A 23,100-nucleotide genomic window follows, 5' to 3' on the forward strand; every position below is an offset into this window, starting at 1 on the left:
CTCTTATCTATTACCAGCCTTTTTTTGCCTCTACTTTTTTCTTCACAATTTGACCAGTTGTTCCATTAATCTTATAGTCAAATTCAGAGTTGTTGGCGATAGCTTCAACTTCATAGATACCTTTTTCAAGGTCAACTTCTTTGAAGCGAACTTTATTGGCTGCCAAACCTAAATCTTTCAAAACAATTGTTTTCACTTGTTCTACTGAAAGTGTTGGCACTACTGAAACTTTCTTAGGCTGTGTTACCACTACCGGATTTTTCTTTGGAGCTGCTGGTTTAACGGCTACTGATTTTGTCTTTTTCTTGATAATTTTTCCTGTCAAACCATTGATATCATACTCATACTCAAGATTGTTCGCAACAAAATCAACTTCGTAAACACCCTTTTCTAAGTCAACTTCTTTGAAGCGAACCTTATTGGCTGCCAAACCTGCATCTTTCAAGGCAATATTTTTTGCCTGTTCCATTGAAATCGTTACGGAAACTGTTGTTTTCTTTGGTTGAGTAGGTTGAGCTGTAGTCTTTTTAGGGGCTAAAGTCTTAGACTTTTTCTTAAGAATCTTGCCTGTGCTAGCTTGGATATCGTAATCGTATTCAACATTATTAGCAAGGACATCAATCTCATAAATGCCTTTTTCAAAGTCAACTTCCTTGAAGCGAACTTGATTCGCTTTTAAACCCAAATCTTTTAGAACGATTGTTTTGGCAGAGTCGATGGTTTTAATTTGAGCAGCTGATGCTGTTTGTTGCAAGCCAAGAGTTGCTGCTACTAGTGCTGTAAATGCTAAAGTTCTCAAGTGTTTCATAATAAACTCCATTTTTTTGTTTTTTCTACATTTGTCGTTTTTTGAATTTTAGAATAGAGTGGTCACCCACTCATTTTCTACAACTGTAGTATAAATATATTCTACACTTGTCGTTTTAAAAAGTCAAGCCTAAAAACTCAAAAAAGTAAAAATTTTTTAAAGATTGTCTTCTAAGAGTAAAAAAAATACCGTGGTAGCTCACCTATTCTCATATTACACAATGATTATGCTATGCAAGTATATCAAAAAACACCTCTAATCAGAGGTGCTTGGGGTTAGTCATCAGAATCATCTGTATCATCACTGGTATCTACATCATCTGTATCATCGCTGACATCTACATCGTCACTGGTGTCTACAGGCGGTGTGTAGGTAGCCGGAGGAGTATAGGTTGTCGCCGGAGGGGTGTAAGTCGTGGTTGGAGTAGATGTTGTAGCCGGAGGGGTATAGGTTGTGGTTGGAGTTTCAGTAACTACAGGCGTTTCCACTACACTTGAGGCTGGAGCTTGAGAATTAGTAGTTGCAGAACCATTTGAAGTCACTCCAGCATTACCAGCATTTGTTGTGGTTGTTGTAGTCGCTATCGTGGAGCTTGCTGTGCTGGTTGCAGTTGAAGATGCCTTTGTAGTCGTTGTGGTTGTTGATGAAGATTTTGTCGTTGAAGATGATGATGACACAAGTTTCAAGGTTTCTTTTTCCACTTTCCTTACCTGTTTGGTCAATTTATCAACTTGGATATGGTAACGCGTTTCCCCCTTAGAAAATTCAACCAAACAGTAATCCGCTCCCTCTGTCACCTTAACATCTTTAACATCTGTTTGCTTGAAGTTCTGGTCTTTTAGTGCCGCCTCTAAGGCTTGCTTATCGGTCAAACCTTCCTCTTGAATAACCTGATTAACTTGATCTTCTGTCATTGCCACCACAAAAATGGAACCTGAAAAGACCAGGGCAAGAGTCATAAAAGTTGTCACCAACAAGCCAAGTGAACGCATGGGAATACGGTTATCCATGATCGCAATAATACGACGCTTGAGGTTAAACTTGTTTGAATAGAAGCAACTAGAAAGCAGAACAGGCTGTTGGCTCTTGTGAATCATGGTGATAATGGTTTCACCATAGAAAGAACGGTAGGATTGATCGCGTTGGTTGAGAACGCTATGATCACAGTAACTTTCTGCAGCTTCCTGTACTTCCTTGCAGGCAAAGGCCACAATGGGATTAAACCAGTGCGCAGCCTTTACAAGCAAGACCAAGAGATTGACATAAATATCCCTATGCTTGTAGTGGGTCAACTCATGTTCAAAGATTAGATCCAGCTCTTCATCCGTATAGTCCGTCGCTGGCAACAAGACAATCGGATGACGCAGACCAAAAATCATAGGACTGGAAACCTGTGGATAGTGGAACAGACGAATATCCTTTTTAATACCAAACTCTTCTTTGATGATATAAAAAGTTTCTAAAATTCTCAAATCAGAAATAGGCGTCCCCCATCTCTTCAAAAGATTACTGAATTTTACATAGGCAAAGATCGAACGTCCAATCACCACCACAAAACCTAGGAACCAGACAAACAAGAAAATCTGCAACCAAGGCAAACCGAGAAAGAGATCCAACAAACTTGGTTGACTAGCGGTTACTGAACTAGCTACGGTACCTGTCATTTCAACAGCAGTCGATACTGCCTTTGGACTGTGTTCAATGGTTACCAAGCCCGAACCAAAGCGAGGTCTGAAAGGAAAAATCAGACTGGCTAACAAGACCAACCAGGTCAAGTACCGAACCCTAGCTGAAACCCTGTTTTTTAATAAGATAAACAGGCCGCTAACCACTAAAATCAGGGCCGATTTGTAGAGGCTCATTAAGAAAAAGCGTAAGATGAGTGATGACATTTCAAATCTCCAACTATATATTATTTATTTAACAAGCTCCTTAACTCATCCAGTTCATCGGCTGACAAAGCATTGGAGGAGAAGAGGGTTTTGACCAAACCACCAAGTGAATTCCCCTGGTAACGGTCTAAAAAATTTGATGTTTCAACCGCCATATATTCTTCTTCAGACACAATGGCCGTATAATGACGTTCCCGACCATTTCGCTCACTCTTCAAAAAACCTTTTTCCGTCAAGCGCGCAAGAATAGTCAATAAGGTTTGTGGCTTCCAATGATTCTCTTCACCTAAGTTGCTAATAATCTGTGCAGAAGTTACTGGATTTGGCAGGTGCCAAATGGTTCTTAGTACAGAAAATTCTGTATCTGGTAGACGTTTTAATTCATTCATACTCGAATTCCTCTCTTCTTTCTCTAATATTCTACACTTGTCGTTTATAAATGTCAACCATCCTACTTATTTTTTAAGCAGCTACTACTAACTAGAAGACCGATAAGAAAAAACTCAGCCGAAACTGAGTTTTAGTTGAAACCATAAATTCTTTTAGCGATTTTATAGACGGCATTGGAAATTTTTCGACCTGGATAACCGTAGAGATTGGTCAACTGCCCCAACAAGCCATTGCGGACAATCTTGAAAAGGGCTGGATTGTTATCCCGAATATAGTGCCAGAGTTCCTGTTTTTTCATCATATGCTCAGCTGTTCCAGCACGATTGAGAAGGGCACAGGAGATAATGGTGGTAATTTCCACATGATTGAGCAAATAACTTCGTAAATCAGGATTGTCAACCGCCTCCAAGTCTAAATTATCCACTAAGATCCGATTGACTTTTAACTGCTGGTCAATGCGCTTAATCATGACAGATTCATTGACAGACTGGTCATTTCGACCAATAAAGTAACGATAAAAATCTACTGGCAGATAGAACATGGTTTTCACAGCCTGCAAAGGAGTAAATACGAAAATATTATCCACATAGAAGGTATGCTCTGGTAGAACGAGACCAACCTCACGCAATAAATCTGTCCTGTAAATCAGGGAATGCATCATCATGTATTGTCCCTTGGAAAAGGCACCTACATCCTCCCAGCCGAAAATACGATTTTCGGGTAAGACATCCTGATAGGACATGGATTTCTTCCGAGATTGCCCTTCTTTTTCGTAAACAAAGTTGGAAATGAAGGCATCAACTGGCGTATTTTCATCTTCCAAAGCCTGCAAACTCTCTAGGATTTTCAAATAGGCTCTGGTATCAACCCAATCATCTGAATCCACTACCTTAAAATACTTACCTTTAGCCTCAAAAATCCCCGTATTAACAGCTCCGCCATGACCCTTATTGTCCTGATAGATGGCACGTACGTTTGAAAATTGATTCTCTAGTCCCTCTGCGATTTCCTGAGTCCGATCGGTCGAACCATCGTTGATAATCAGAATTTCAACCTTGTCACCACCCATTACAAGGGAATGAACACAGTAATGAAGGTAGGCCTCCGAATTATAACTCGGAATGGCAATACTTAGTAAGGTCATCTTTCTCTCCATTTGACACAATTTGTTACTATTTTATCACATTTTCAGGAAAGTTGCTGAGCATTTTTGTTTTAAAGACCAAACCTAACCAACTTATCAACAAGTTGTGGATAAGTTGTGGAATTCTTTGTTTTCCTGTGGATAACCATTGTGAAATCATGGTCCTAGCGCTTCCTCATCGAAAATCCTTTAAATGTTCTTGCAGGTCCCGAAGCATATTCCTACGACCATTGAAGCATTGTCCACTTATCAATTTTTCATAATTTTCCACTTGGTCCATGGATAGATTTTTCCGATAATCTCTCAAGGCACCTCTCAACATCAACAATTCATCATTAACCAAACCAGGTGATTGGATCATATGCGATAGGTCATGTATGTCCTCATGAGGCATGCGGTCAAACCTGCGCTTTTGACTTTCCTGTTTGCGAACACGGTCCTTTATCCGATTTCGGAATTTGACCTTGAAGTAACAATATAGTTGAGCCTGCTCACCAAGCAACCACGGCTGGTCTTCCAATAATTCAAACAAGATCATCATGCCTTCCTGTTCCCAATCATCTCTGTCCCACAGCTTGATGTAAAACTCTTTTCGAGCCTTGTTGACAATCCCTTTTACACTATCATAGACCTTTTCAAATTCCATCTTATAATCTCCTTTGGTTGATGGTTTAAGTTTATCGAAAAGGATTATTTTTCTACAGGACATTTTTGTCTAACTAGCTTTATTAAGGTATTCTATAATATAAACAAATGAAGAGCATTCAGACAAGGAACTGAGGTGCAGGTTGCTAGAATAGTCTAAAGCCTGTTCTAGGTTGGAAATAAGACATTCGAAGCAAATCACTTTCGTAGAAGTAGGGCAAACCGTAAGTGACGATGTATCAAAGTTCATTCAAATGACTATAGGCTTGGATTATTCCACAATCTCCATATTGGAAGCAAAAAGGGGAGCAAACCAAGAAATCAACATTTTAAGACAAAGCAAAAAGCCCACTGTTGTAGGCTTCTTACAATATAAAGTCTTATCTTAGAGCATTTTGTTGTAGAATTCTACGACAAGAGCTTCGTTGATTTCTGGGTTGATTTCGTCGCGTTCTGGCAAGCGAGTCAATGAACCTTCAAGCTTTTCAGCATCGAATGATACGAAAGCTGGACGGCCAAGAGTTGCTTCAACAGCTTCAAGGATAGCTGGAACTTTGATTGACTTCTCACGAACTGAGATAACTTGACCAACTTCAACGCGGAATGATGGGATATCAACGCGTTTGCCGTCAACAAGGATGTGACCATGGTTTACGAATTGACGTGCTTGACGACGAGTAGTTGCCAAACCAAGACGGTAAACAACGTTGTCCAAACGACGCTCCAAAAGAAGCATGAAGTTGAAACCAAGAGTACCTTGTTTGATTTTAGTAGCTTGTACGAACAAGTTACGGAATTGTTTTTCACCCAAACCGTAAGAGAAACGCAATTTTTGTTTCTCAGCCAATTGCAAACCGTATTCTGATAATTTAGAACGGTTGTTTGGTCCGTGTTGACCTGGTACGTAGTTACGACGTGCCAATTCTTTACCTGTACCTGTCAATGACAAGCCAAGACGACGAGCTTGTTTCCAAGATGGTCCTGTATAACGTGACATAGTTATGTCCTCCTAAAATAAAAAATATTATTGTAGGAAATAACGTTTTAAGCAAACCTGATTCGTGCAGGAGGCCTTCATCGAAACAGCAACGATTACTCTTCTTGCTGACCTTCTGTTGACGAGCTTCATTTTGCTCTGCTGTTATTTCGCACAAAGGTTAGTATAACACAAAAAAAAGGCTCTGTAAAGCCTTTTTCATCCTTCTTATTGTATTTCTTCCAATAATTGGACCAATTTATCCTTTTGAACCTGTCCTGCAAAGGAAACCTTGAGGGTTCCATCACTATTGATGAGGATATGGGTCGGAAATGCAGCAATGCCAAACTGTGTCATCGCCTGATCTTTTGTATCAAACAAGACAGGATAGGTCGCACCTAGCTCACTAGCCTTCTCTAAAATCTCAGCCTTGCTCACATCCGCAGGATTGGTATTCTCAAACTCAGCATCCTCAGGTGATGTAATCGACAAAAAGACAAAATCTTCCTTATCCTTATACTCTTGATAGACCTCCTCCAATTCTGGGATTTCTCTCTGACAAGGACCACACCAGGTCGCCCAAACATTGATATAAATCTTTTTCCCCTTGTAATCTGCCAGATTGACATCATTTCCCTCCTTATCCTTGAGGGAAAAATCTAGCGTGACAGGTTGATTAGCCTGTAAAGTTGACTCCGTAGAAGACGGACTTACCAATGGTAACAAGGAACAAGCCGTCAACACAAAACAGGAAGCAAGTAAGCAAGCGACAATAGATAGCAACTTTTTCATAAACAAATCCTTTCTATCCTACTGGAAAAAACGAACAAGATGCTGGAAGAAACCTGTTAAAATACTCAAGCCAATCAAGAGCAATAGATAACCTGAAATACGCTTGGTCCAAGCCAAATAGTGCCGATTATTCTTGAAGAAAGCCAACATTTTCTGAGAAAAAAAGGCAACCAAAATAAAGGGAAGAATAAAACCAAGACAATAAACCAACAGCAAGATACCGCTCAACCAGCCCTCCTGACTGCTAGCATAGATAAAGACAGAAGCCAGAATTGGACCAATACAAGGTGTCCAAGAAAAACTAAAGGTAAAGCCCATCAAAAAAGCTAAAAATGGAGTGACCTGTTTCCCTGCCTGATAGACCTTGTTTTTCGCAGAAAATTCACGCTCCAACATGGGAATATTGAACCAGCCCAACTGCAAAATCCCCATGAGAATAATCAGCAGACCACTGATGATTTGCAAGACTTGAGCATTGGCTTGTAAGACCCTACTCAGCAAACTAGAGGCAAAGCCTAATAAGAAGAAGGTCACAGCAATCCCCACCACAAAACTCAGCGTATTAACCAGGACATTCCTATCCCCCTCTTTCCCTTCAGCTCCACCTGCCAACAAACCAATGTAGATAGGGAGAATTGGCAGAACACAGGGAGAAAGAAAAGACAGAAGACCCTCAGCAAACAAAGCCAAAAATGTAAACCATTGCAAGTCCATACAAACTCCTTTCTATCTCGCACACGAATATTGTTGAAAACGTTTTTATGTACTACTATTGTAACACACTGCTTTATCTTAGTCAATATATAGTTTGGTTAAAACATACAAAAAAGCCTGCAAACACAGGCTCCCATTCCTAATCCAAATAATGAATTAAGATTTTCTCCGTCAATACATCCGAGTAGGTATAAGATTCTACAAAAGTATTGTTTGGATCTTCAAATTCAACGATAAACAAAGACTGATAAACTTCTGTAATCCGACCTTGCTTATTCTTCTCACGTTTCCGACCATTTTCAAGAGTCAACTCGACAATTTGTCCCTCGTGGTCTTTAATATCTTGTTTGATTTGCTTCATCTTAGCAACATCTGTAAATGCATCACTCATTCTCTATCCATCCTCTCTCTTGGAAATACTTGCAAATTTATTGTATTCTTTTTGGAACATGAGTTCCACGGTACCACGCGCACCGGAACGGTTTTTCTCGATGATAACTTCAACCGTATTGTTTGGAATGCCTCCATCTTCCTGCTCACCACGCTCATAGTAATCATCACGATACAAGAAGGCAACGATATCCGCATCCTGTTCGATAGACCCAGACTCACGAATATCTGACAAGACAGGACGCTTATCCTGACGTTGCTCCACACCACGCGACAACTGACTGAGGGCGATAACTGGAACTTTCAATTCCTTAGCCAAAATCTTCAACTGACGGGAAATCTCCGAAACCTCTTGTTGCCGGTTTTCACGACCTGTTCCTGTAATCAACTGAAGATAGTCAATCAAGATCAAGCCCAAGTTTCCAGTTTCCTGAGCCAACTTGCGTGACCGCGAACGAATTTCCGTAATCTTGATACCAGGTGTGTCATCAATATAGATGCTTGCCCGAGCCAAATTAGCCTGAGCCACCATGTACTTGTTCCACTCTTCCTGTGTCAAATGACCCGTACGAATAGAACGCGAGTTAATGACCCCCTCAGAAGCGAGCATACGGTCAACCAAGCTTTCTGCACCCATCTCCAAGGAGAAGATAGCAACGGTCAAACCCAGTTTTGTACCAATATTTTGCGCAATATTGAGGGCAAAAGCTGTCTTACCAACCGCAGGACGAGCCGCAAGAATAATCAACTCTTCCTCATGCAGCCCCGTTGTCATGGCATCAAGGGCAGGATAACCAGTCGCAATCCCTGTAATGTCCGAGGTCTGCTTGGCACGTGTCTCAAGGTTATCAAAGTTGATATTTAAGACATCATCAATCCGCTTGAAACCACTTCGACTGGCTCCCTCACTGACATCAATCAAGGCTTTTTCAGCATTGGCGATAATGTCATCTGAGCCATCCGCACCCTCGTATGCCTGATTGACAGCATCTGTTAAGCGGGCAATCAGTTTACGGAGATTAGACTTTTCAGCGACAATCTTGGCATAGAATTCCGCATTGGCTGCTGTCGGAACGGAACTAATGATTTCCGCCAAGTAAGCCAGACCACCGATATTTTCCAAATCCCCATGGTTGACCAGATAGTTCCGCATGGTGGTCGCATCGATAGCCTCATTCTTATCAGAAAGGGCAATCATTGCCTTGAAAATCAGCTTATGGGCATGCTTGAAAAAATCCTCTGCCTCAATATATTCACGAACAAAGACCAACTTGCCTTCATCCAGGAAAATTGCACCCAAGACCGATTGTTCTGCCAGAATATCCTGGGGCTGCACCCGCAATTCATCTAACTCTGCCAAGATTTCACCTCCTCACTGATGGTATTGATATGAATTAAGCCTCTTTAATGCTCAAATTGATAACGCCTGTCACATCTTGATAGATTTTAACTGGAACATCAATCAAGCCAAGGGCACGAATTGGGTGGTCTAATTGAATATGGCGTTTGTCAATTTTGATACCAAATTGTTTTTCCAATTCTTCGGCAATTTTCTTGCTGGTAATCGAACCAAAAGTACGACCGTCTGGACCAACTTTTTCAACAAATTTCACTAAAGTAGCTTCTTCTGCCAACTTAGCCTTGATAGCCTCTGCTTCGGCAACCATTTCTGCGTGTGCCTTGGCTTTAGACTTTTCTTGACCACGAAGGGCACTGATTGCTTGGTTTGTAGCTTCCTTAGCCAAATTTTTCTTAATCAAGAAGTTTTGGGCATAACCTGTGGGAACTTCCTTGATTTCACCTTTTTTTCCTTGACCTTTTACATCTGCTAAAAAGATAACTTTCATTTACTACACCTTACTTTCTTTAATTTCCTCATAAATTTTACTGATGAGGTTTTCCTTAACTTGTTCAAGGGTTTGGTCATAGACCTGAGCTGCAGCCAAATTAAAGTGACCACCGCCCCCCATTTCTTCCATAATCCGCTGAACATTGACCTTGCTATGGCTTCTTGCGGAAATGGCTACATACCCTTTGGTATTTTTCGTAACCACAAAGACCGCCTCAATGCCCGCCATATCCAATATGGTATTGGCTGCCTTACTTGGAATGATTGTGTCATACTCTAACTCCTCATTACCGCAGGCAATCACGATATGTGACTCCAACTTCTCACCACGCAAAATCAACTCATTGATTTGACGATAGGCATCAAAATCTGTCGCTGAAATCTGCTGAATTTCAAGACTATCACTGCCACGTGTCCGCAAATAGCTGGCGACATCAAAAGTCCGACTAGTTACCCGAGAAGTGAAATTTTTGGTATCTAGCATTATCCCAGCCATCAACAGACTAGATTGCAAGCGATTGAGCTTATGACGTTTATCATTTTGGAACTGAACCAACTCCGTCACCAATTCACTGGCTGAGCTCGCACCGCTTTCGATATATGTCAAGACAGCATTGCTTGGAAAGTCTGTATCCCTACGATGATGATCCACAATAACAACCTGACTGAATTGCTCATAGAAATCCTTGTCCAAGGTCAAACCAATCTTCGAATGGTCAACCATAATGAGCAAGGACTGAAAAGTGACCAATTTCTTAGCTTCTTCAATGGTAATCAGATTAGAACAGTTTTCATCACGCAACTTTTGAATAGCCCGAGCAATATCTGGCGCCATCTCATCAGGATTATAAACCGTATAAGCATTGTTCATGATATTCTGGGCAAAGTATTGCATCCCAACTGCCGAACCCAAAGCATCCATATCCAAATTCCGATGTCCGATAACAAACACAGCATCCACCGATTTGAGCTTATCAGAAACGGCTGTCATCATAGCACGCGTTCGAGTACGAGTACGCTTGACTGACGAAGCTGATCCACCTCCAAAGAAAAGGGGCTGCTTGCTCTCGTCATTTTCCTTGACAACGACCTGATCGCCTCCACGAACCTCGGCCATGTTGAGATTTTGAAGGGCAACCTGACCAATCTGGTAATGATTGCCAGCACCGAAGGCCAGCCCCATACTTAGGGTTAAGCCCAATTCCAATTTTTTGGCTTCTTCACGGAATTTATCAATAACGGAAAACTTATTCTCAATCAACATCTCCAAGACAGCATAGTCTGTGAAAAAGTAGAAACGATCCATGGTTCCACGGCGGTAGTAAATACCATAGTCGTGGCAAAAATCAGACACAAATTGAGCTAAAAATGAATTGACCTGACTGATCTGCGAATCCGTCACCGTATCTTCTAGCTCATCGTAGTTGTCAACGGAAATAATCCCGATAACTGGACGACTGCCAATCAAACTATTAGTTGCTGAATACTCTGATGAAGCATCAAAAAAATAAAACAACCCATGATCAAAATCAACGTTTACAAGATAGCGTTTTCCAGAAAAATTAGCATAAACACGGTCTTCATCCAAGCCCACATCAATAATTTCACGCAGTTTTTTCTGGTCAAACTCCCCATTTTCCTGGGCAAAAATCAGTTCTGCAAAGGGATTGAACCACTCCACTTGATTGCTATCTGGACGAACCTTAATCACTCCGACTGGCATCTTATCCAAAAGCATCATCAAGCCAGAATTAGCCTGATTATTGAGATATTCAATTTGTTCTAGTTCACTAAACTCATAAGATTGTTTCTGATAGATAAATAAGGCAACCAATACAACCAAGCACACTAGCAAGGCAAAAATTGTAAAGGCACTTGTTGGAGAAAATTGATGAATCAAAGCCACCAAGCCAAACAAGATAACGCCAATCATGACAAAATGAATTGTCGAAAATCGAAATTTTTTCATCATTAACCTCTGCCTGCCATTTTACCACAAATAGCCAGAAATTGCTAGTTTTCGCTAGTATAGTCGAATGAAGAGCTTTCAGACAAGGAACTGAGGCGCAGGTTGCTAGAACAGCCCAGAGGCTGATCTAGGTTGGAAATAGGACTTGCGAAGCAAGTCACTTTCGTAGGGTACTACAAGCCGAAAGTGACGATGTATCAAAGCTAATTCAAATGACTTTAAATACAGGAAAAGAACAGCCTTAGTGACTGTCCTTTGATTTGTTTTTAGAAATGGAACGACTGCGTCCTTCCAAGTAAACCATAAGAATGGAGATGTCCGCTGGATTGACACCGGAAATCCGACTAGCCTGGCCAATGGTTTCTGGTGAAATCAGCTTGAATTTCTGACGAGCCTCAGTCGCTATGGAATCAATGTCATCCCAGTCGATGTCAGCTGGAATCCGTTTTTCTTCCATGCGTTTCATCTTCTCCACCTGATCCAAGGCCTTGGCAATATAGCCTTCGTACTTGACCTCTGTTTCAATCAATTCAATGGTCTTGGCATCCAGAACCTCTGCCGCAGGGCCGATAAAGGCTACCGCATCTGCGTAAGTCACATCTGGACGACGCATGAATTCCTTGGCGGTCAAAGCGTCTGTCAAGGGCTTGAAGCCCATAGCAACAACTTTTTCGTTGGTTTCCTTGATTGGCTTGAGTTTGATAGACTCCAAGCGTTTCATTTCATTGTCAAATTGATTTTTGTGAATCTGGAAAACCTGCCAGCGTTCATCATCTACCAAGCCAACCTGACGACCGATTTCCGTCAGACGCATGTCGGCATTGTCATGACGCAAAATCAAGCGGTATTCTGCCCGACTGGTCAAGAGGCGATAAGGCTCCACCGTTCCCTTGGTTACCAGGTCATCAATCATAACACCAATGTAGCCGTCGCTTCGTTTCAAAATCAACTCAGGCTTGCCCTGCACCTTGAGGGCGGCATTGATACCAGCGATAATTCCCTGACCTGCCGCTTCTTCATAACCTGATGTTCCGTTGGTCTGACCTGCTGTGAAAAGCCCAGAAATCTTCTTGGTTTCCAGCGTCGCCCGCAACTGATGGGGCATGACCATATCGTACTCAATGGCATAGCCCGTCCGCATCATCTGGGCATTTTCCAAACCTTTAATGGAGTGGATCAAGTCCTGCTGCACATCTTCTGGCAGACTGGTTGACAGCCCTTGAACATAGATTTCATCGGTATTGCGACCTTCTGGCTCTAGGAAAAGCTGGTGGCGTTCCTTGTCGGCAAAACGCACAATCTTGTCCTCAATAGACGGACAGTAACGGGGCCCAATCCCCTTGACAATGCCCGAAAACATAGGCGCCCGATGAAGATTGCTGTTGATAATCTCATGGCTGGTCGCATTGGTATAGGTCAACCAGCAAGGGATCTGGTCCTGCAAATAATCCTCGTCCTTGGACAAGAATGAAAAGTGATTTGGCTTTTCATCGCCTGGTTGAATTTCTGTCTCCTCGTAGTTTATAGTACGAGCATTCACACGCGGTGGCGTTCCTGTCTTGAAACGACCGATTTCAAGTCCCAATTCTTTCAGATTATCCGCCAGCGTAATAGAAGCTAGGCTATTGTTAGGTCCTGACGAATACTTGAGATCTCCAATGATGATCTCGCCACGTAGGGCTGTACCCGTCGTCACCACAACCGCCTTGGCAGAGAATTTCTGGTTGGTAGCCGTGCGGACACCGATAACCTTGCCGTCTTCCACCAAAATCTCATCAATCATGGTTTGACGCAGGGTCAGATTTTCCTGACGCTCTACCGTCCGTTTCATTTCCGCCGCATACTCTGCCTTATCCGCCTGAGCCCGCAAGGCACGAACAGCTGGCCCCTTACCCATATTGAGCATCTTCATCTGGATATAGGTCTTGTCAATGTTGCGGCCCATTTCGCCCCCCAGGGCATCGATTTCCCTTACCACAATCCCCTTGGCAGAACCACCAATGGAGGGATTACATGGCATAAAAGCCACCATATCCAAGTTTATCGTCGCAAGCAGGGTCTTACAGCCCATCCGACTAGCTGCCAATCCCGCCTCTACACCCGCATGCCCCGCACCGATCACGATGACATCGTAGTTTTCTGCAAATGTATGTGTCATATTGTTTTCTCCTTCATATTCATGATGTGTTTGACTTGCCCATTCCAGTTTGGCAATTCTTTAACCAGAAAGGCTGGTACGATATCTAGGTTGACAAGCTTGTCAAGCTCAATCCATTCACAAGCTTGCTTCAAGCTATCTTCAATCATCTCCTTAGGCATTTCTCCAATAGGATCGACGATAAAATGAAACTCGATGTTGTGAAAATCTATTTCTTCATGTGTAAACTGATTTTCAACGACAAAAGCTAGTTGATTGACACGGCTGTCAACCCCTAATTCTTCTTTGACTTCTCGAACAACCGCATCTTGTGCCATTTCATTGACTGCAATCGCACCGCCAATGGTATAATAACGCCCCTTAGCGTCCTTGGTGAGAAATATTTTTCCGTCTTTTATGAGCAATGCAGTCGCACGAACACCAAAAATCTGATTGTCAATTCTGGTCCTAAAATCCACTTTTTCTTCTCTTTTCTAAAATTTCTTCGAGATATGGAACTAAATTTTTCTTGTTTTCATCGCGACTAGTAAACCATAGAAAATCAGTATGCTCTTCTGGATCAAGAAGAATTGTTTTGGGCCGTTCAGGAAGTGTTACTTCATAGACCAGCCTCGTAAACACCGCCTCTTTCTCTTCATCAAACTGACTATCTTCATGGATAATGGTCAGATTTTCCTTGGCTATCGAAATGCCTGTTTCTTCAAAGCATTCTCGAACAGCAGCATCACGAGGCAATTCATTCTCCTCGGCACGACCCCCTGGAATATCCCAATATCGAGGAAAGACATTGGGTTTGCCACGCTTAATCTGAGAACGCTGAATAATCAGGTGACTGTCTGCAACAGTCAGTAAAACATGGGCAATCAGTTTGACAGGCATGGTTCCTCCTAATCTCACAAAAAATAGCCAAAACTCTCGAAAATTGCAGGACAAAAAAGCCTACAATTCCCATGAGCTTTGACCATCATGATAATTGTTACTCTTATTCTATCAAAAGATTTGTAGAATTTCAAATCTAGTGTTACGCTAACGTTTCAATATATTCTAAGCCCCAAGCCTCAACAGCATCCAGTACCGAACGAAATTTTTCGCCCATCTCAGTCAAGCTATACTCTACACGAGGGGGGACTTCTGCATAGACCGTGCGACTAATAATGCGATCCTCCTCCAATTGTCTAAGGTGCCTTGTTAACATGGTTTGAGTAATACCTGGAATCAGTCGCTGTAATTCATTGAAGCGTTTCGTTCCTGTACTGAGTTGGTAGATAATCACCAATCCCCACTTACCAGTCAAGACTTTTTGTGTTGTTGCAAAAGGGCAAATACCATATTCACTAACTTTTTTCAAAAAAATTCTCCTTTATTTATCACAATAGTATCACTTTTGATACCAACGAATGCAAAAGTACCTACTTGCATAATGGAATGCTTCAGCTATAATTGTACTATATCAAAAAAATTGGAGGACATCAAATGTCAACAAACTTGGAAATTTTTAATGCCTATAACAATGCTCTCATCGCTGGTGATTTTGCAGCTCTTTTTGAAACAATGGCTAATGACATTATCTGGCATCAACCCGGAAATCATTCAACATCTGGTGCTAAAATTGGTAAGGAAGTACTCGGAGCACATCTAGCAACTTTTGCCGAAAAAACAAATGGAACTTTCAAAGTAGTGACAAACTGGGTATCCGATAATGATACTCTTGTTGCCGCTAACGTAACATTCCTCGGGACTCGAACAGATGGTGAAGAACTAAACATGAATGGCATCGATCTTTTCCGTATGGAAGATGGCAAAATCAAGGAAGTTTGGCTCTTCTCAGCCGACCAAAAAGCCGAAGATGCTTTCTGGGGATAAGATAAAAAGCTTAGCATGAGGGTGCTAAGCTTTTATTTTTGATTAAATATACTGACAAGCCTCTCCATCTTTATAGGCCATGTCGATCATGCCGCCACCCAAGCATTCTTGACCCTCGTAGAAAACAACGGCTTGTCCTGGTGTGATGGCCCGTTGTGGCTCTGCAAAGATGACTTCTGCTTTGTCACCTTTTACCTTGACAGTTACTTGACTATCTGGTTGACGATAGCGAAATTTAGCTGTACACTCAAGTGTGAATTTGTCAGGCATATCACGTGTAAAGTGCACTTGACTAGCTTGTAAAGAAGTTGACATCAAGGACTCATGATAGAAGCCCTGACCGACATAGAGGATATTTTTTGATAGGTCTTTTCCGACAACAAACCAAGGCTCATTGTCCCCACCAATTTGTCCTCCGATACCAAGCCCGCCCCGCTGACCAATGGTATAGTACATAAGGCCTGTATGTTCTCCCATGTCACGACCGTCAACCGTCATCATCCGGCCGGGCTGGGCTGGCAAATACTGCCCTAAAAATTCTTTGAAGTTCTTTTCACCGATAAAGCAGATACCTGTCGAATCTTTCTTCTTAGCGGTCGCCAAGCCTGCTCGCTCTGCTATTTCCCTCACCTGAGGCTTTTGTAAATGGCCGAGCGGAAACATGGTTTTCTGCAGCTGTTCCTGTGAGAGTTGGCTAAGGAAGTAGGTCTGGTCCTTGCCATTGTCTGCCCCACGTAGCATATGGACAGTGCCGTCCTCGTCGCGTGACACCTGAGCGTAGTGGCCCGTCGCCACATAGTCCGCACCCAAGTTCATAGCATAATCCAAGAAGGCCTTGAACTTGATTTCCTTGTTACACATGACATCTGGATTGGGGGTGCGGCCAGCCCGATACTCTGCTAAAAAGTACTCAAATACGCGGTCCCAATACTCTTTTTCAAAGTTGACAGAGTAGTAAGGAATGCCGATTTGGTCTGCCACTGCAGCCACATCCTTGTAGTCTTCTGTTGCTGTACAGAAGCCATTTTCGTCCGTGTCATCCCAGTTCTTCATGAAGATACCGATGACATCGTAGCCCTGCTCCTTGAGCAAGAGGGCCGTAACCGATGAATCCACACCGCCACTCATACCGACAACAACACGGGTTTTAGAATTGTCAATTGACATAATCTTCTCCCATCTTTTCGTAGAAATAACGATTTGAAGGTCGTATTTCAAAAGTTTTTTCAAAAAACGATTTGAAGGTCGATTTTGAACAACTTGTATTATATCACACAAATGGGAGAAGCAACAGGAATTTGGCATTGAAAACCCATTCATCTTAGCATATTCCTTGACAGGATAATTTGATATAATATACCTAAGAATGAAAAGCGAGGAAAGCTATGACAAACTTAAAATTTCAATCGGTCTTTGACATCATTGGACCGGTTATGATTGGACCGTCTTCTAGTCACACAGCTGGTGCGGTCCGAATTGGGAAAATTGTGTCTTCAATTTTCGGCGATGAGCCGACAGAGGTGGAATTTCAACTCTACAATTCCTTTGCCAAGACCTATCGTGGTCACGGTACGGATGTAGCCTTGGTAGCAGGTATTCTGGGCATGGATACAGATGATCCCCGCATTCCTGACTCTCTGGACATTGCTCGGGAACGCGGCATCAAGGTTTACTGGCGTGTCAACAAGGACAGCAATACCCCACACCCAAATACCACTCGAATCATCATTAAAAACGATAAAAAGTCTATCTCAGCAACGGGTGTTTCGATTGGTGGAGGCAATATCCAGGTGACCGAGCTCAACGGCTTCTCTGTCAACCTTAACATGAACACACCGACCATTATCATTGTTCACCAGGATGTCCCAGGTATGATTGCAAAGGTGACAGATGTCCTGTCAAAATACAATATCAACATTGCCCAAATGAATGTGACGCGTGAACAAGCTGGCGAAAAAGCCATTATGATTATCGAAGTGGATGCCCGCCAATGTGAAAATTCGATTGCAGAGATTGAAAAAATTCCCCACTTGCACAATGTAACCTTCTTCAACTAGAAAGAGAAAGACATGTTTTATACTATCGAAGAATTAGTTCAGCAAGCAGACAACTTTTCTGGTAATGTAGCTGAACTCATGATCGCTACTGAAATTGAATTGACCGGTCGTAGCCGCGAAGAAATCTTGACAATCATGTCAAGAAACTTGACAGTTATGAAAGCCTCCATTGTAGATGGACTTACTGAAAGCAAATCCGTATCTGGTTTAACAGGAGGCGATGCTGCCAAGTTAGATGCCTACATGAAAAGTGGTAAGACACTGTCTGATAACTCTATCTTGTCCGCAGCAAGAAACGCCATGGCTGTCAACGAATTGAACGCCAAAATGGGCTTGGTCTGCGCCACCCCAACCGCTGGATCAGCTGGTTGTTTACCGGCCGTTCTTGGCGTTGCCATTGACAAGTTAAACTTGACAGAAGACCAACAACTTGACTTCCTCTTTACAGCAGGAGCCTTTGGTCTGGTCATCGCCAACAATGCCTCTATATCAGGTGCAGAAGGAGGCTGTCAGGCAGAAGTCGGATCTGCCTCTGCTATGTCTGCTGCAGCCTTGACACTGGCTGCAGGTGGAACTCCCTATCAAGCTAGCCAAGCCATCTGCTTTGTCATTAAAAATATGCTGGGTCTGATTTGCGATCCGGTTGCAGGTCTGGTAGAAGTTCCTTGTGTCAAGCGAAATGCAATGGGAGCAAGCTACGCCATGGTAGCTGCCGATATGGCACTAGCAGGTATCGAATCCAAAATCCCCGTTGACGAAGTCATCAATGCCATGTACCAAGTTGGTTCAGCCCTCCCAACTGCCTTCCGTGAAACTGCCGAAGGTGGCCTGGCTGCCACACCAACTGGTCGCCGCTTGGCACAAGAAATCTTCGGGGAAAGTTGACAAACCTGTCAAGATAAAAAGGACCATTGCGGTCCTTTTCTTATTGTTTCGTGAACGTTAGTTTCTCTAAGGTTGTATCATTTGCGTCAATTTCTGTCAAGGTAAGTGTAGAGCCGCTCAAGTTATAGCTATCTGCTTCACCATCTACATAAGCAAGTTTTTTGTCTAAATCAAAGATAACTTGCTCAATGTCTTGATCCCCATCGTTGTCAACTTCTGTCAAGGTAGCCTGATTTCCTTTGACAGTCAAGGTGTAAGTGTCATTGCCTGATGTTGCTGTATAAGTACCATCTAACTCAGAAGTGTCAACCAGCTTTACACCATAGCTTGCTGCGAGATCACTAACTGACAGTGCATTTGTAGTAACTGTTGCAGCGTTTGTCGTTGCTGATGATGAACTTACTGCAGATGAGGAGTTAGCGGTCGCAACAACCTGCTGATTGTCATCATCGTAATCAACAATACCAACTTGTCGCTCAATTTGACTCTCCAAAGCATCAAGTTTATTTTCATACACCTCTCCTGCGACAAAACCAATCGTTGCCAAGGTCAAGGCACCTACTGACAATAAGATAATTGATTTCTTACTCATGCCTGCAACCTTGCTTTTCACAGATTCCCAAGCACCTGTTTGCTTGTTTTCTGTCACTTCAATGATTTCTTGTTGATTTTTGTTTTCCATGTTCTATTCCTCTTGATTAAATCTATTTTTCAGCTCCTGCTGATAAGTCTATTATAGAGGACAATCTTGAACACTTTGGGGAAACTTTATAAACAAATTTTAAACACTTTTAAATTATGCATTAAGACGATAACCTGCTCCCCAAACCGTTTCGATTAAATCAGCTCCCAATTTATCTCGCAGACGATTGATATGGACAGCCACTGTGGCACTATCTCCAACATAATCATATCCCCAAATGGTTTCAAACAGATGGTCCTTAGAGAAGACACGATTGGGATGTTTTGCCAGGTAAACAAGTAACTCAAATTCGCGGTTGGGCAATTTGAGTTCTTGACCATCCAAAGTCACCTTCCAATTGTCCAAGAAAATAGTCACATTTCCAACAATCAATTCATTACTGCTATCATCCTTTTGGAAACGTTGGTAGCGAGCCAAGTGGGCCTTGACACGCGCCACCAGCTCCATAGGATCAAAGGGTTTGCTGATATAATCATCCGCTCCCAAGCCCAAGCCTCTCACCACATCCATGGTTTCTTGTTTAGACGTGACCATCAAGATAGGAAAATCCACCTTGTCCCGTAAATCTCGACATAAATCATAGCCAGTTTTGTTTGGAAGCATAACATCTAGCATTAGAAGAGCATAATCCTCTTTCTTGAGTTGTTCCTCAACAAGTCCTCCATCATGAACCAAGTCAACTTGGTAGCCCTGCATTTCCAGATAATCTCGCTCCAAATAAGCAATTTCTAGATCATCTTCCGCAATTAAAATCCGTGTCATGTCATGTCATATCCTTTCTCGGTAGTCTAAAGGTAAATCGAAGTCCTGGAGTTGCCTCAACAGACACACGACCACCCAATCTCTCAATAATATTTTTTACGATAGCTAATCCTAAACCATGTCCTTCTACTTGTTGACGTGTATCATCTTCCCTGTAAAATTCTTCAAAAATCAAGTTAAGTTTATTCTTTTCTAGACCTTTTCCATTATCCGTAAAGGTCCAAACAACTTCTTGCTCTTCTAGATGACCAGAAAGGCTTATTTTCAATGGACGAACAGCTGCGTATTTTCTGGCATTATCAACCAGATTATCCAAAATCCGACGGAATTGGGTCGGATCTATCTCAACAGGCAAGTGTTCAGATAGATTCAGTTGGAACTGAACGCCTTCATCTGCCAACTCAGCTGTTTTTTCTCTTACATATTCCTGTAAAAATGGAGTTAGATCAAGTTTCACTTTATCAAAAGGCATCTTGTCTGTTTGTAACTGTGAGAATGCAAATAATTTTTCCAGTAACTTCTCCATCACCTGAGATTTTTGATAAATAACCGTCAGGTACTGATTGCGTTTTTCATCCGTATTAGCAATACCATCCAAAATTCCCTTGGCATAGCCTTTGATTGAAGTCAAAGGGGTCCGCAAATCATGAGAAATATCCGCAACCATCTGCGTTCGGTTTTGCTCATACAATCGATTTTTCTCATGGGCAGCTAACAAGGAAGACTGCATTTGATTGAACCCTTGGGTCAATTCTTCAAATTCCTTATCCCCTTGGTAGGTTAGGGGTACTGTATAATCTCCCTGCTGGATACGGTCTACACCGCTATGCAATTCATCCAAAGGACGCATGACGACACTTAAAAGACGGCGAGTAAAGAAGAAATTCAGCACCACAACTATGAGGATACCCGCTCCGCCAACCAAGAAAAGTTGTAGTAGAAAGGCTTGAAATTCCTGACTTTCTTGCTGTTCTTCCATATCCTCTAGCAAGGCATAGAGATAGTAAATCTGACCATCTGTTGCGACCTTGCGACTAATGACAATTTCTCCATCTACATAGGAAGTGTGGGTTGTAGCAGACACTGTCACTTCTGACAACTCATCTGCATCATCTGTCAGATTTGAAAATAAGACTTCACCATTGCTCTCTACGTATAATTTTGCATCACTTAATGCTAAATCGTCAGCTAATTTTGGAAAATCTGTACCTGAAAAGCTTTCCAGCATTTGCTGACTGCTAGCTGTCTTCTGACTGGTTGATTGCCAAGTACCCTGACTACGATAAATGCTGTTCACCACATAGACACTGACGCCCAGCATGGCTATCAATGACAGGACCAGCATCATCATATTCAAGCGAAATATTCGTTTCTGTAAATTCATTGTTCTTCTCTTCTAGTCAATTTTTCCACATTATAAGCAAATTCGTAGCATTTGTAAAGCATGGAAAACCCTCAACTAAAAAAGCCTAGTAAAACTAGACTTTTTATTGTGTTCTTAATACCAGCCGTTTGCCAACCAAAACTGATAGGCTGCTGACCATGAACCGTAGCGTTCTGCTACATAGGCATCTGCCACACGCTCTTGGTTTTCTGGTGAATAGTCACCATTCAAATAAGTATTGGTTAACTGGTAACGACCGATATAGATACCGTTACGTGCATCGTAGCTACCGCTTGATTCCTTCATGGCAATCCATTCTTTTGCCGCTGCATCCTCAGCACTCAAGTTTGAAGTGTAAGAACCAGTGGTAGTAGTTGTCGCTTCACTTGTTGTAGATTCAGTTGCAACAGTTTCAGCTGCTGGAACTTGCTCCGCTGGTTTTTCTTCTGTAGTAGAAGCTGTTTCACTAACTTCAATAGCCTGTCCAACATGGATAAGATTTGGATTGGAGATTTTATTTTGTTCTGCCAATTTCTCTACACTTGTATTGTATTTTGAGGCGATCGCTGACAGGGTATCGCCAGATTGTACAGTATAGGTTTCCGCGCTAACAACACCAGCAGTCAATAAGGTTGCTCCTGCTACCAAACCAGCGATTGTTGTTTTCATGTTTTTCTTCAATGTAATATTCATAATAGTCACATTCCTTTCTCTTATGTATCTATCATACCTTCTGACTATTACTCTCGCTTTGTAAATCTATTACAAATATTACAATGACATTGAGTTTACACTATAAAAGGACTATTTTCGCGATTTTAGAAGTTTTTTTGTCAAAATCATTTACAGTTTTCTTTACAGTAATCCCTAGCTTTTTGACAATTACTGTAAAGAAAAAAAGGTCCAGTGAACCTTTTATCTGAATACGGAAATGAGAAAGCGAATCAATGCCTAGGATACATCTAGACATCTTACTCCTATCAATACCAGCCATTTGCCAACCAAAACTGATAGGCTGCCGACCATGAACCATAGCGTTGTAAGACATAAGCATCTGCTACACGTTCTTGATTTTCAGGTGAATGATCTCCATTTAGATAAGCGCTACTCAGTTGATAACGTCCTATATAAATACCATTATTTACGGAATAGCTACCACCCGATTCTTTTTGAGCAATCCATTCTTTAGCAGTAGCATCGTCTACTATTGAACCTGTCGAAACCGTAGCTACTTGAACCTGAGCTTGAGGAGTTGAAGTAACTTCAATTATAGATTCTTCCCTAGGGCTATCGTGATATACCTCTGTAACCTCTGTCTGCTCAACCATTTTTGTCTCATCTACTGATGTAGACGTTACTACATCTGACGATTCAATAATTTGCGGCTCTTCAAACGCAATATTGGGATTTTCTACCTGTAGAGGCTGGGCATCTGTTTCTACTGCTAACATTGTATCGTAACCTAACTCAAAAACAGGACTGACAGCAACGTATTCTGTTGTAGACCCAGATCCACTTCCAATCTTACTGATAGCATTAACCACATTATAGGGCGCATTTGACACTGCTCTTACAAGCTTGGTATAAGAATAGTTACCTGTCAACATCAGACCACATAAAACAAGAACTGAAATAATAATAACCCCTACTATACCTTTGATAAACTTACTTATAAAACTCTTTTTCATCAAAAAGAACTATCCTCTATCTGATTATTAT

At 42.0% G+C, this 23,100-nt stretch carries 25 protein-coding genes; 3 read left to right on the forward strand and 22 right to left on the reverse strand.

Going from position 1 to position 23,100, the window contains the following annotated elements; all coding sequences use genetic code 11:
- Positions 1–10: 10 nt before the first annotated feature.
- The 16 genes from C1G57_RS05385 to C1G57_RS05465 form a co-directional block, all read right to left on the reverse strand.
- Positions 11–808: a PepSY domain-containing protein gene (locus C1G57_RS05385; RefSeq protein ID WP_161941111.1), complete on the reverse strand. Its 798-nt coding sequence runs from the start codon at positions 806–808 to the stop codon at positions 11–13.
- A gap of 275 nt (positions 809–1,083) precedes the next feature.
- A complete protein-coding gene (locus tag C1G57_RS05390; RefSeq protein ID WP_105114072.1) occupies positions 1,084–2,700 on the reverse strand; it encodes a M56 family metallopeptidase in 1,617 nt (538 codons plus the stop codon).
- A 20-nt stretch (positions 2,701–2,720) separates the two neighbouring features.
- Complete coding sequence (locus tag C1G57_RS05395; RefSeq protein WP_105114073.1) at positions 2,721–3,089, reverse strand: BlaI/MecI/CopY family transcriptional regulator; 369 nt, start codon at positions 3,087–3,089, stop codon at positions 2,721–2,723.
- Positions 3,090–3,220: 131 nt separating this feature from the next.
- Entirely contained in the window at positions 3,221–4,234 is a 1,014-nt protein-coding gene (locus C1G57_RS05400; RefSeq protein ID WP_161941112.1) for a glycosyltransferase family 2 protein, read from the reverse strand.
- Positions 4,235–4,409: 175 nt separating this feature from the next.
- A complete protein-coding gene (locus C1G57_RS05405) occupies positions 4,410–4,880 on the reverse strand; it encodes a sigma-70 family RNA polymerase sigma factor (protein WP_105114075.1) in 471 nt (156 codons plus the stop codon).
- Positions 4,881–5,264: 384 nt separating this feature from the next.
- Complete coding sequence (gene rpsD, locus C1G57_RS05410; protein ID WP_024407736.1) at positions 5,265–5,876, reverse strand: 30S ribosomal protein S4; 612 nt, start codon at positions 5,874–5,876, stop codon at positions 5,265–5,267.
- A 207-nt stretch (positions 5,877–6,083) separates the two neighbouring features.
- Positions 6,084–6,647 carry a TlpA family protein disulfide reductase gene (locus C1G57_RS05420; RefSeq protein ID WP_105114077.1) on the reverse strand — a complete coding sequence of 188 codons (564 nt, stop codon included), beginning with the start codon at positions 6,645–6,647 and terminating at the stop codon, positions 6,084–6,086.
- Positions 6,648–6,665: 18 nt separating this feature from the next.
- Positions 6,666–7,361 carry a cytochrome c biogenesis CcdA family protein gene (locus C1G57_RS05425; protein ID WP_105114078.1) on the reverse strand — a complete coding sequence of 232 codons (696 nt, stop codon included), beginning with the start codon at positions 7,359–7,361 and terminating at the stop codon, positions 6,666–6,668.
- Between the two features lie 139 nt (positions 7,362–7,500).
- Positions 7,501–7,752 (reverse strand): Veg family protein, encoded by a 252-nt coding sequence (locus C1G57_RS05430; RefSeq protein WP_105114079.1) that lies wholly within the window; start codon positions 7,750–7,752, stop codon positions 7,501–7,503.
- A 3-nt stretch (positions 7,753–7,755) separates the two neighbouring features.
- Positions 7,756–9,111: a replicative DNA helicase gene (gene dnaB, locus C1G57_RS05435; protein ID WP_029998154.1), complete on the reverse strand. Its 1,356-nt coding sequence runs from the start codon at positions 9,109–9,111 to the stop codon at positions 7,756–7,758.
- Between the two features lie 34 nt (positions 9,112–9,145).
- Positions 9,146–9,598: a 50S ribosomal protein L9 gene (rplI, locus tag C1G57_RS05440; RefSeq protein ID WP_032511287.1), complete on the reverse strand. Its 453-nt coding sequence runs from the start codon at positions 9,596–9,598 to the stop codon at positions 9,146–9,148.
- A gap of 3 nt (positions 9,599–9,601) precedes the next feature.
- Positions 9,602–11,569 carry a DHH family phosphoesterase gene (locus C1G57_RS05445; protein ID WP_105114080.1) on the reverse strand — a complete coding sequence of 656 codons (1,968 nt, stop codon included), beginning with the start codon at positions 11,567–11,569 and terminating at the stop codon, positions 9,602–9,604.
- 241 nt (positions 11,570–11,810) lie between these two features.
- Complete coding sequence (gene mnmG, locus C1G57_RS05450; RefSeq protein WP_105114081.1) at positions 11,811–13,727, reverse strand: tRNA uridine-5-carboxymethylaminomethyl(34) synthesis enzyme MnmG; 1,917 nt, start codon at positions 13,725–13,727, stop codon at positions 11,811–11,813.
- Entirely contained in the window at positions 13,724–14,185 is a 462-nt protein-coding gene (locus tag C1G57_RS05455) for an NUDIX hydrolase (RefSeq protein WP_105114082.1), read from the reverse strand. Before C1G57_RS05455 ends, mnmG begins: the two co-directional genes overlap by 4 nt.
- Complete coding sequence (locus tag C1G57_RS05460; RefSeq protein ID WP_105114083.1) at positions 14,175–14,606, reverse strand: NUDIX hydrolase; 432 nt, start codon at positions 14,604–14,606, stop codon at positions 14,175–14,177. Before C1G57_RS05460 ends, C1G57_RS05455 begins: the two co-directional genes overlap by 11 nt.
- Before the next feature lie 142 nt (positions 14,607–14,748).
- Complete coding sequence (locus tag C1G57_RS05465) at positions 14,749–15,075, reverse strand: winged helix-turn-helix transcriptional regulator (protein ID WP_014638837.1); 327 nt, start codon at positions 15,073–15,075, stop codon at positions 14,749–14,751.
- A 125-nt stretch (positions 15,076–15,200) separates the two neighbouring features.
- Between C1G57_RS05465 and C1G57_RS05470 the strand changes: the two genes are divergently transcribed.
- The gene (locus C1G57_RS05470) at positions 15,201–15,590 is read left to right on the forward strand and encodes a nuclear transport factor 2 family protein (protein ID WP_024389859.1); all 390 of its coding nucleotides are present in this window, start codon (positions 15,201–15,203) and stop codon (positions 15,588–15,590) included.
- A 42-nt stretch (positions 15,591–15,632) separates the two neighbouring features.
- Here the strand turns inward: C1G57_RS05470 and mnmA are convergent, their stop codons facing one another.
- The gene (mnmA, locus tag C1G57_RS05475; RefSeq protein ID WP_105114084.1) at positions 15,633–16,757 is read right to left on the reverse strand and encodes a tRNA 2-thiouridine(34) synthase MnmA; all 1,125 of its coding nucleotides are present in this window, start codon (positions 16,755–16,757) and stop codon (positions 15,633–15,635) included.
- Between the two features lie 218 nt (positions 16,758–16,975).
- Here mnmA and sdaAB point away from each other — a divergent pair, with 218 nt between their 5' ends.
- On the forward strand, positions 16,976–17,647 hold the full coding sequence (gene sdaAB, locus C1G57_RS05480) for an L-serine ammonia-lyase, iron-sulfur-dependent subunit beta (RefSeq protein ID WP_105114085.1): 672 nt from the start codon (positions 16,976–16,978) through the stop codon (positions 17,645–17,647).
- Between the two features lie 12 nt (positions 17,648–17,659).
- On the forward strand, positions 17,660–18,532 hold the full coding sequence (gene sdaAA, locus C1G57_RS05485; RefSeq protein ID WP_105114086.1) for an L-serine ammonia-lyase, iron-sulfur-dependent, subunit alpha: 873 nt from the start codon (positions 17,660–17,662) through the stop codon (positions 18,530–18,532).
- 40 nt (positions 18,533–18,572) lie between these two features.
- On the opposite strand, the gene C1G57_RS05490 is transcribed toward sdaAA, so the two are convergent.
- The 5 genes from C1G57_RS05490 to C1G57_RS11360 form a co-directional block, all read right to left on the reverse strand.
- The gene (locus tag C1G57_RS05490; RefSeq protein WP_105114087.1) at positions 18,573–19,214 is read right to left on the reverse strand and encodes a hypothetical protein; all 642 of its coding nucleotides are present in this window, start codon (positions 19,212–19,214) and stop codon (positions 18,573–18,575) included.
- Between the two features lie 114 nt (positions 19,215–19,328).
- Complete coding sequence (locus C1G57_RS05495; RefSeq protein WP_105114088.1) at positions 19,329–19,997, reverse strand: response regulator transcription factor; 669 nt, start codon at positions 19,995–19,997, stop codon at positions 19,329–19,331.
- Between the two features lies 1 nt (position 19,998).
- On the reverse strand, positions 19,999–21,381 hold the full coding sequence (locus C1G57_RS05500; protein ID WP_105114089.1) for a sensor histidine kinase: 1,383 nt from the start codon (positions 21,379–21,381) through the stop codon (positions 19,999–20,001).
- 114 nt (positions 21,382–21,495) lie between these two features.
- On the reverse strand, positions 21,496–22,074 hold the full coding sequence (locus tag C1G57_RS05505) for a LysM peptidoglycan-binding domain-containing protein (protein ID WP_105114090.1): 579 nt from the start codon (positions 22,072–22,074) through the stop codon (positions 21,496–21,498).
- Between the two features lie 287 nt (positions 22,075–22,361).
- Positions 22,362–22,988, reverse strand: coding sequence for a peptidoglycan-binding protein LysM (locus C1G57_RS11360; protein WP_238142274.1), 627 nt, complete (start codon positions 22,986–22,988; stop codon positions 22,362–22,364).
- Positions 22,989–23,100 lie beyond the last annotated feature (112 nt).

This window comes from Streptococcus suis (genome assembly GCF_002960425.1).
In the GTDB taxonomy this organism is placed as follows: Bacteria; Bacillota; Bacilli; order Lactobacillales; family Streptococcaceae; genus Streptococcus; species Streptococcus suis_S.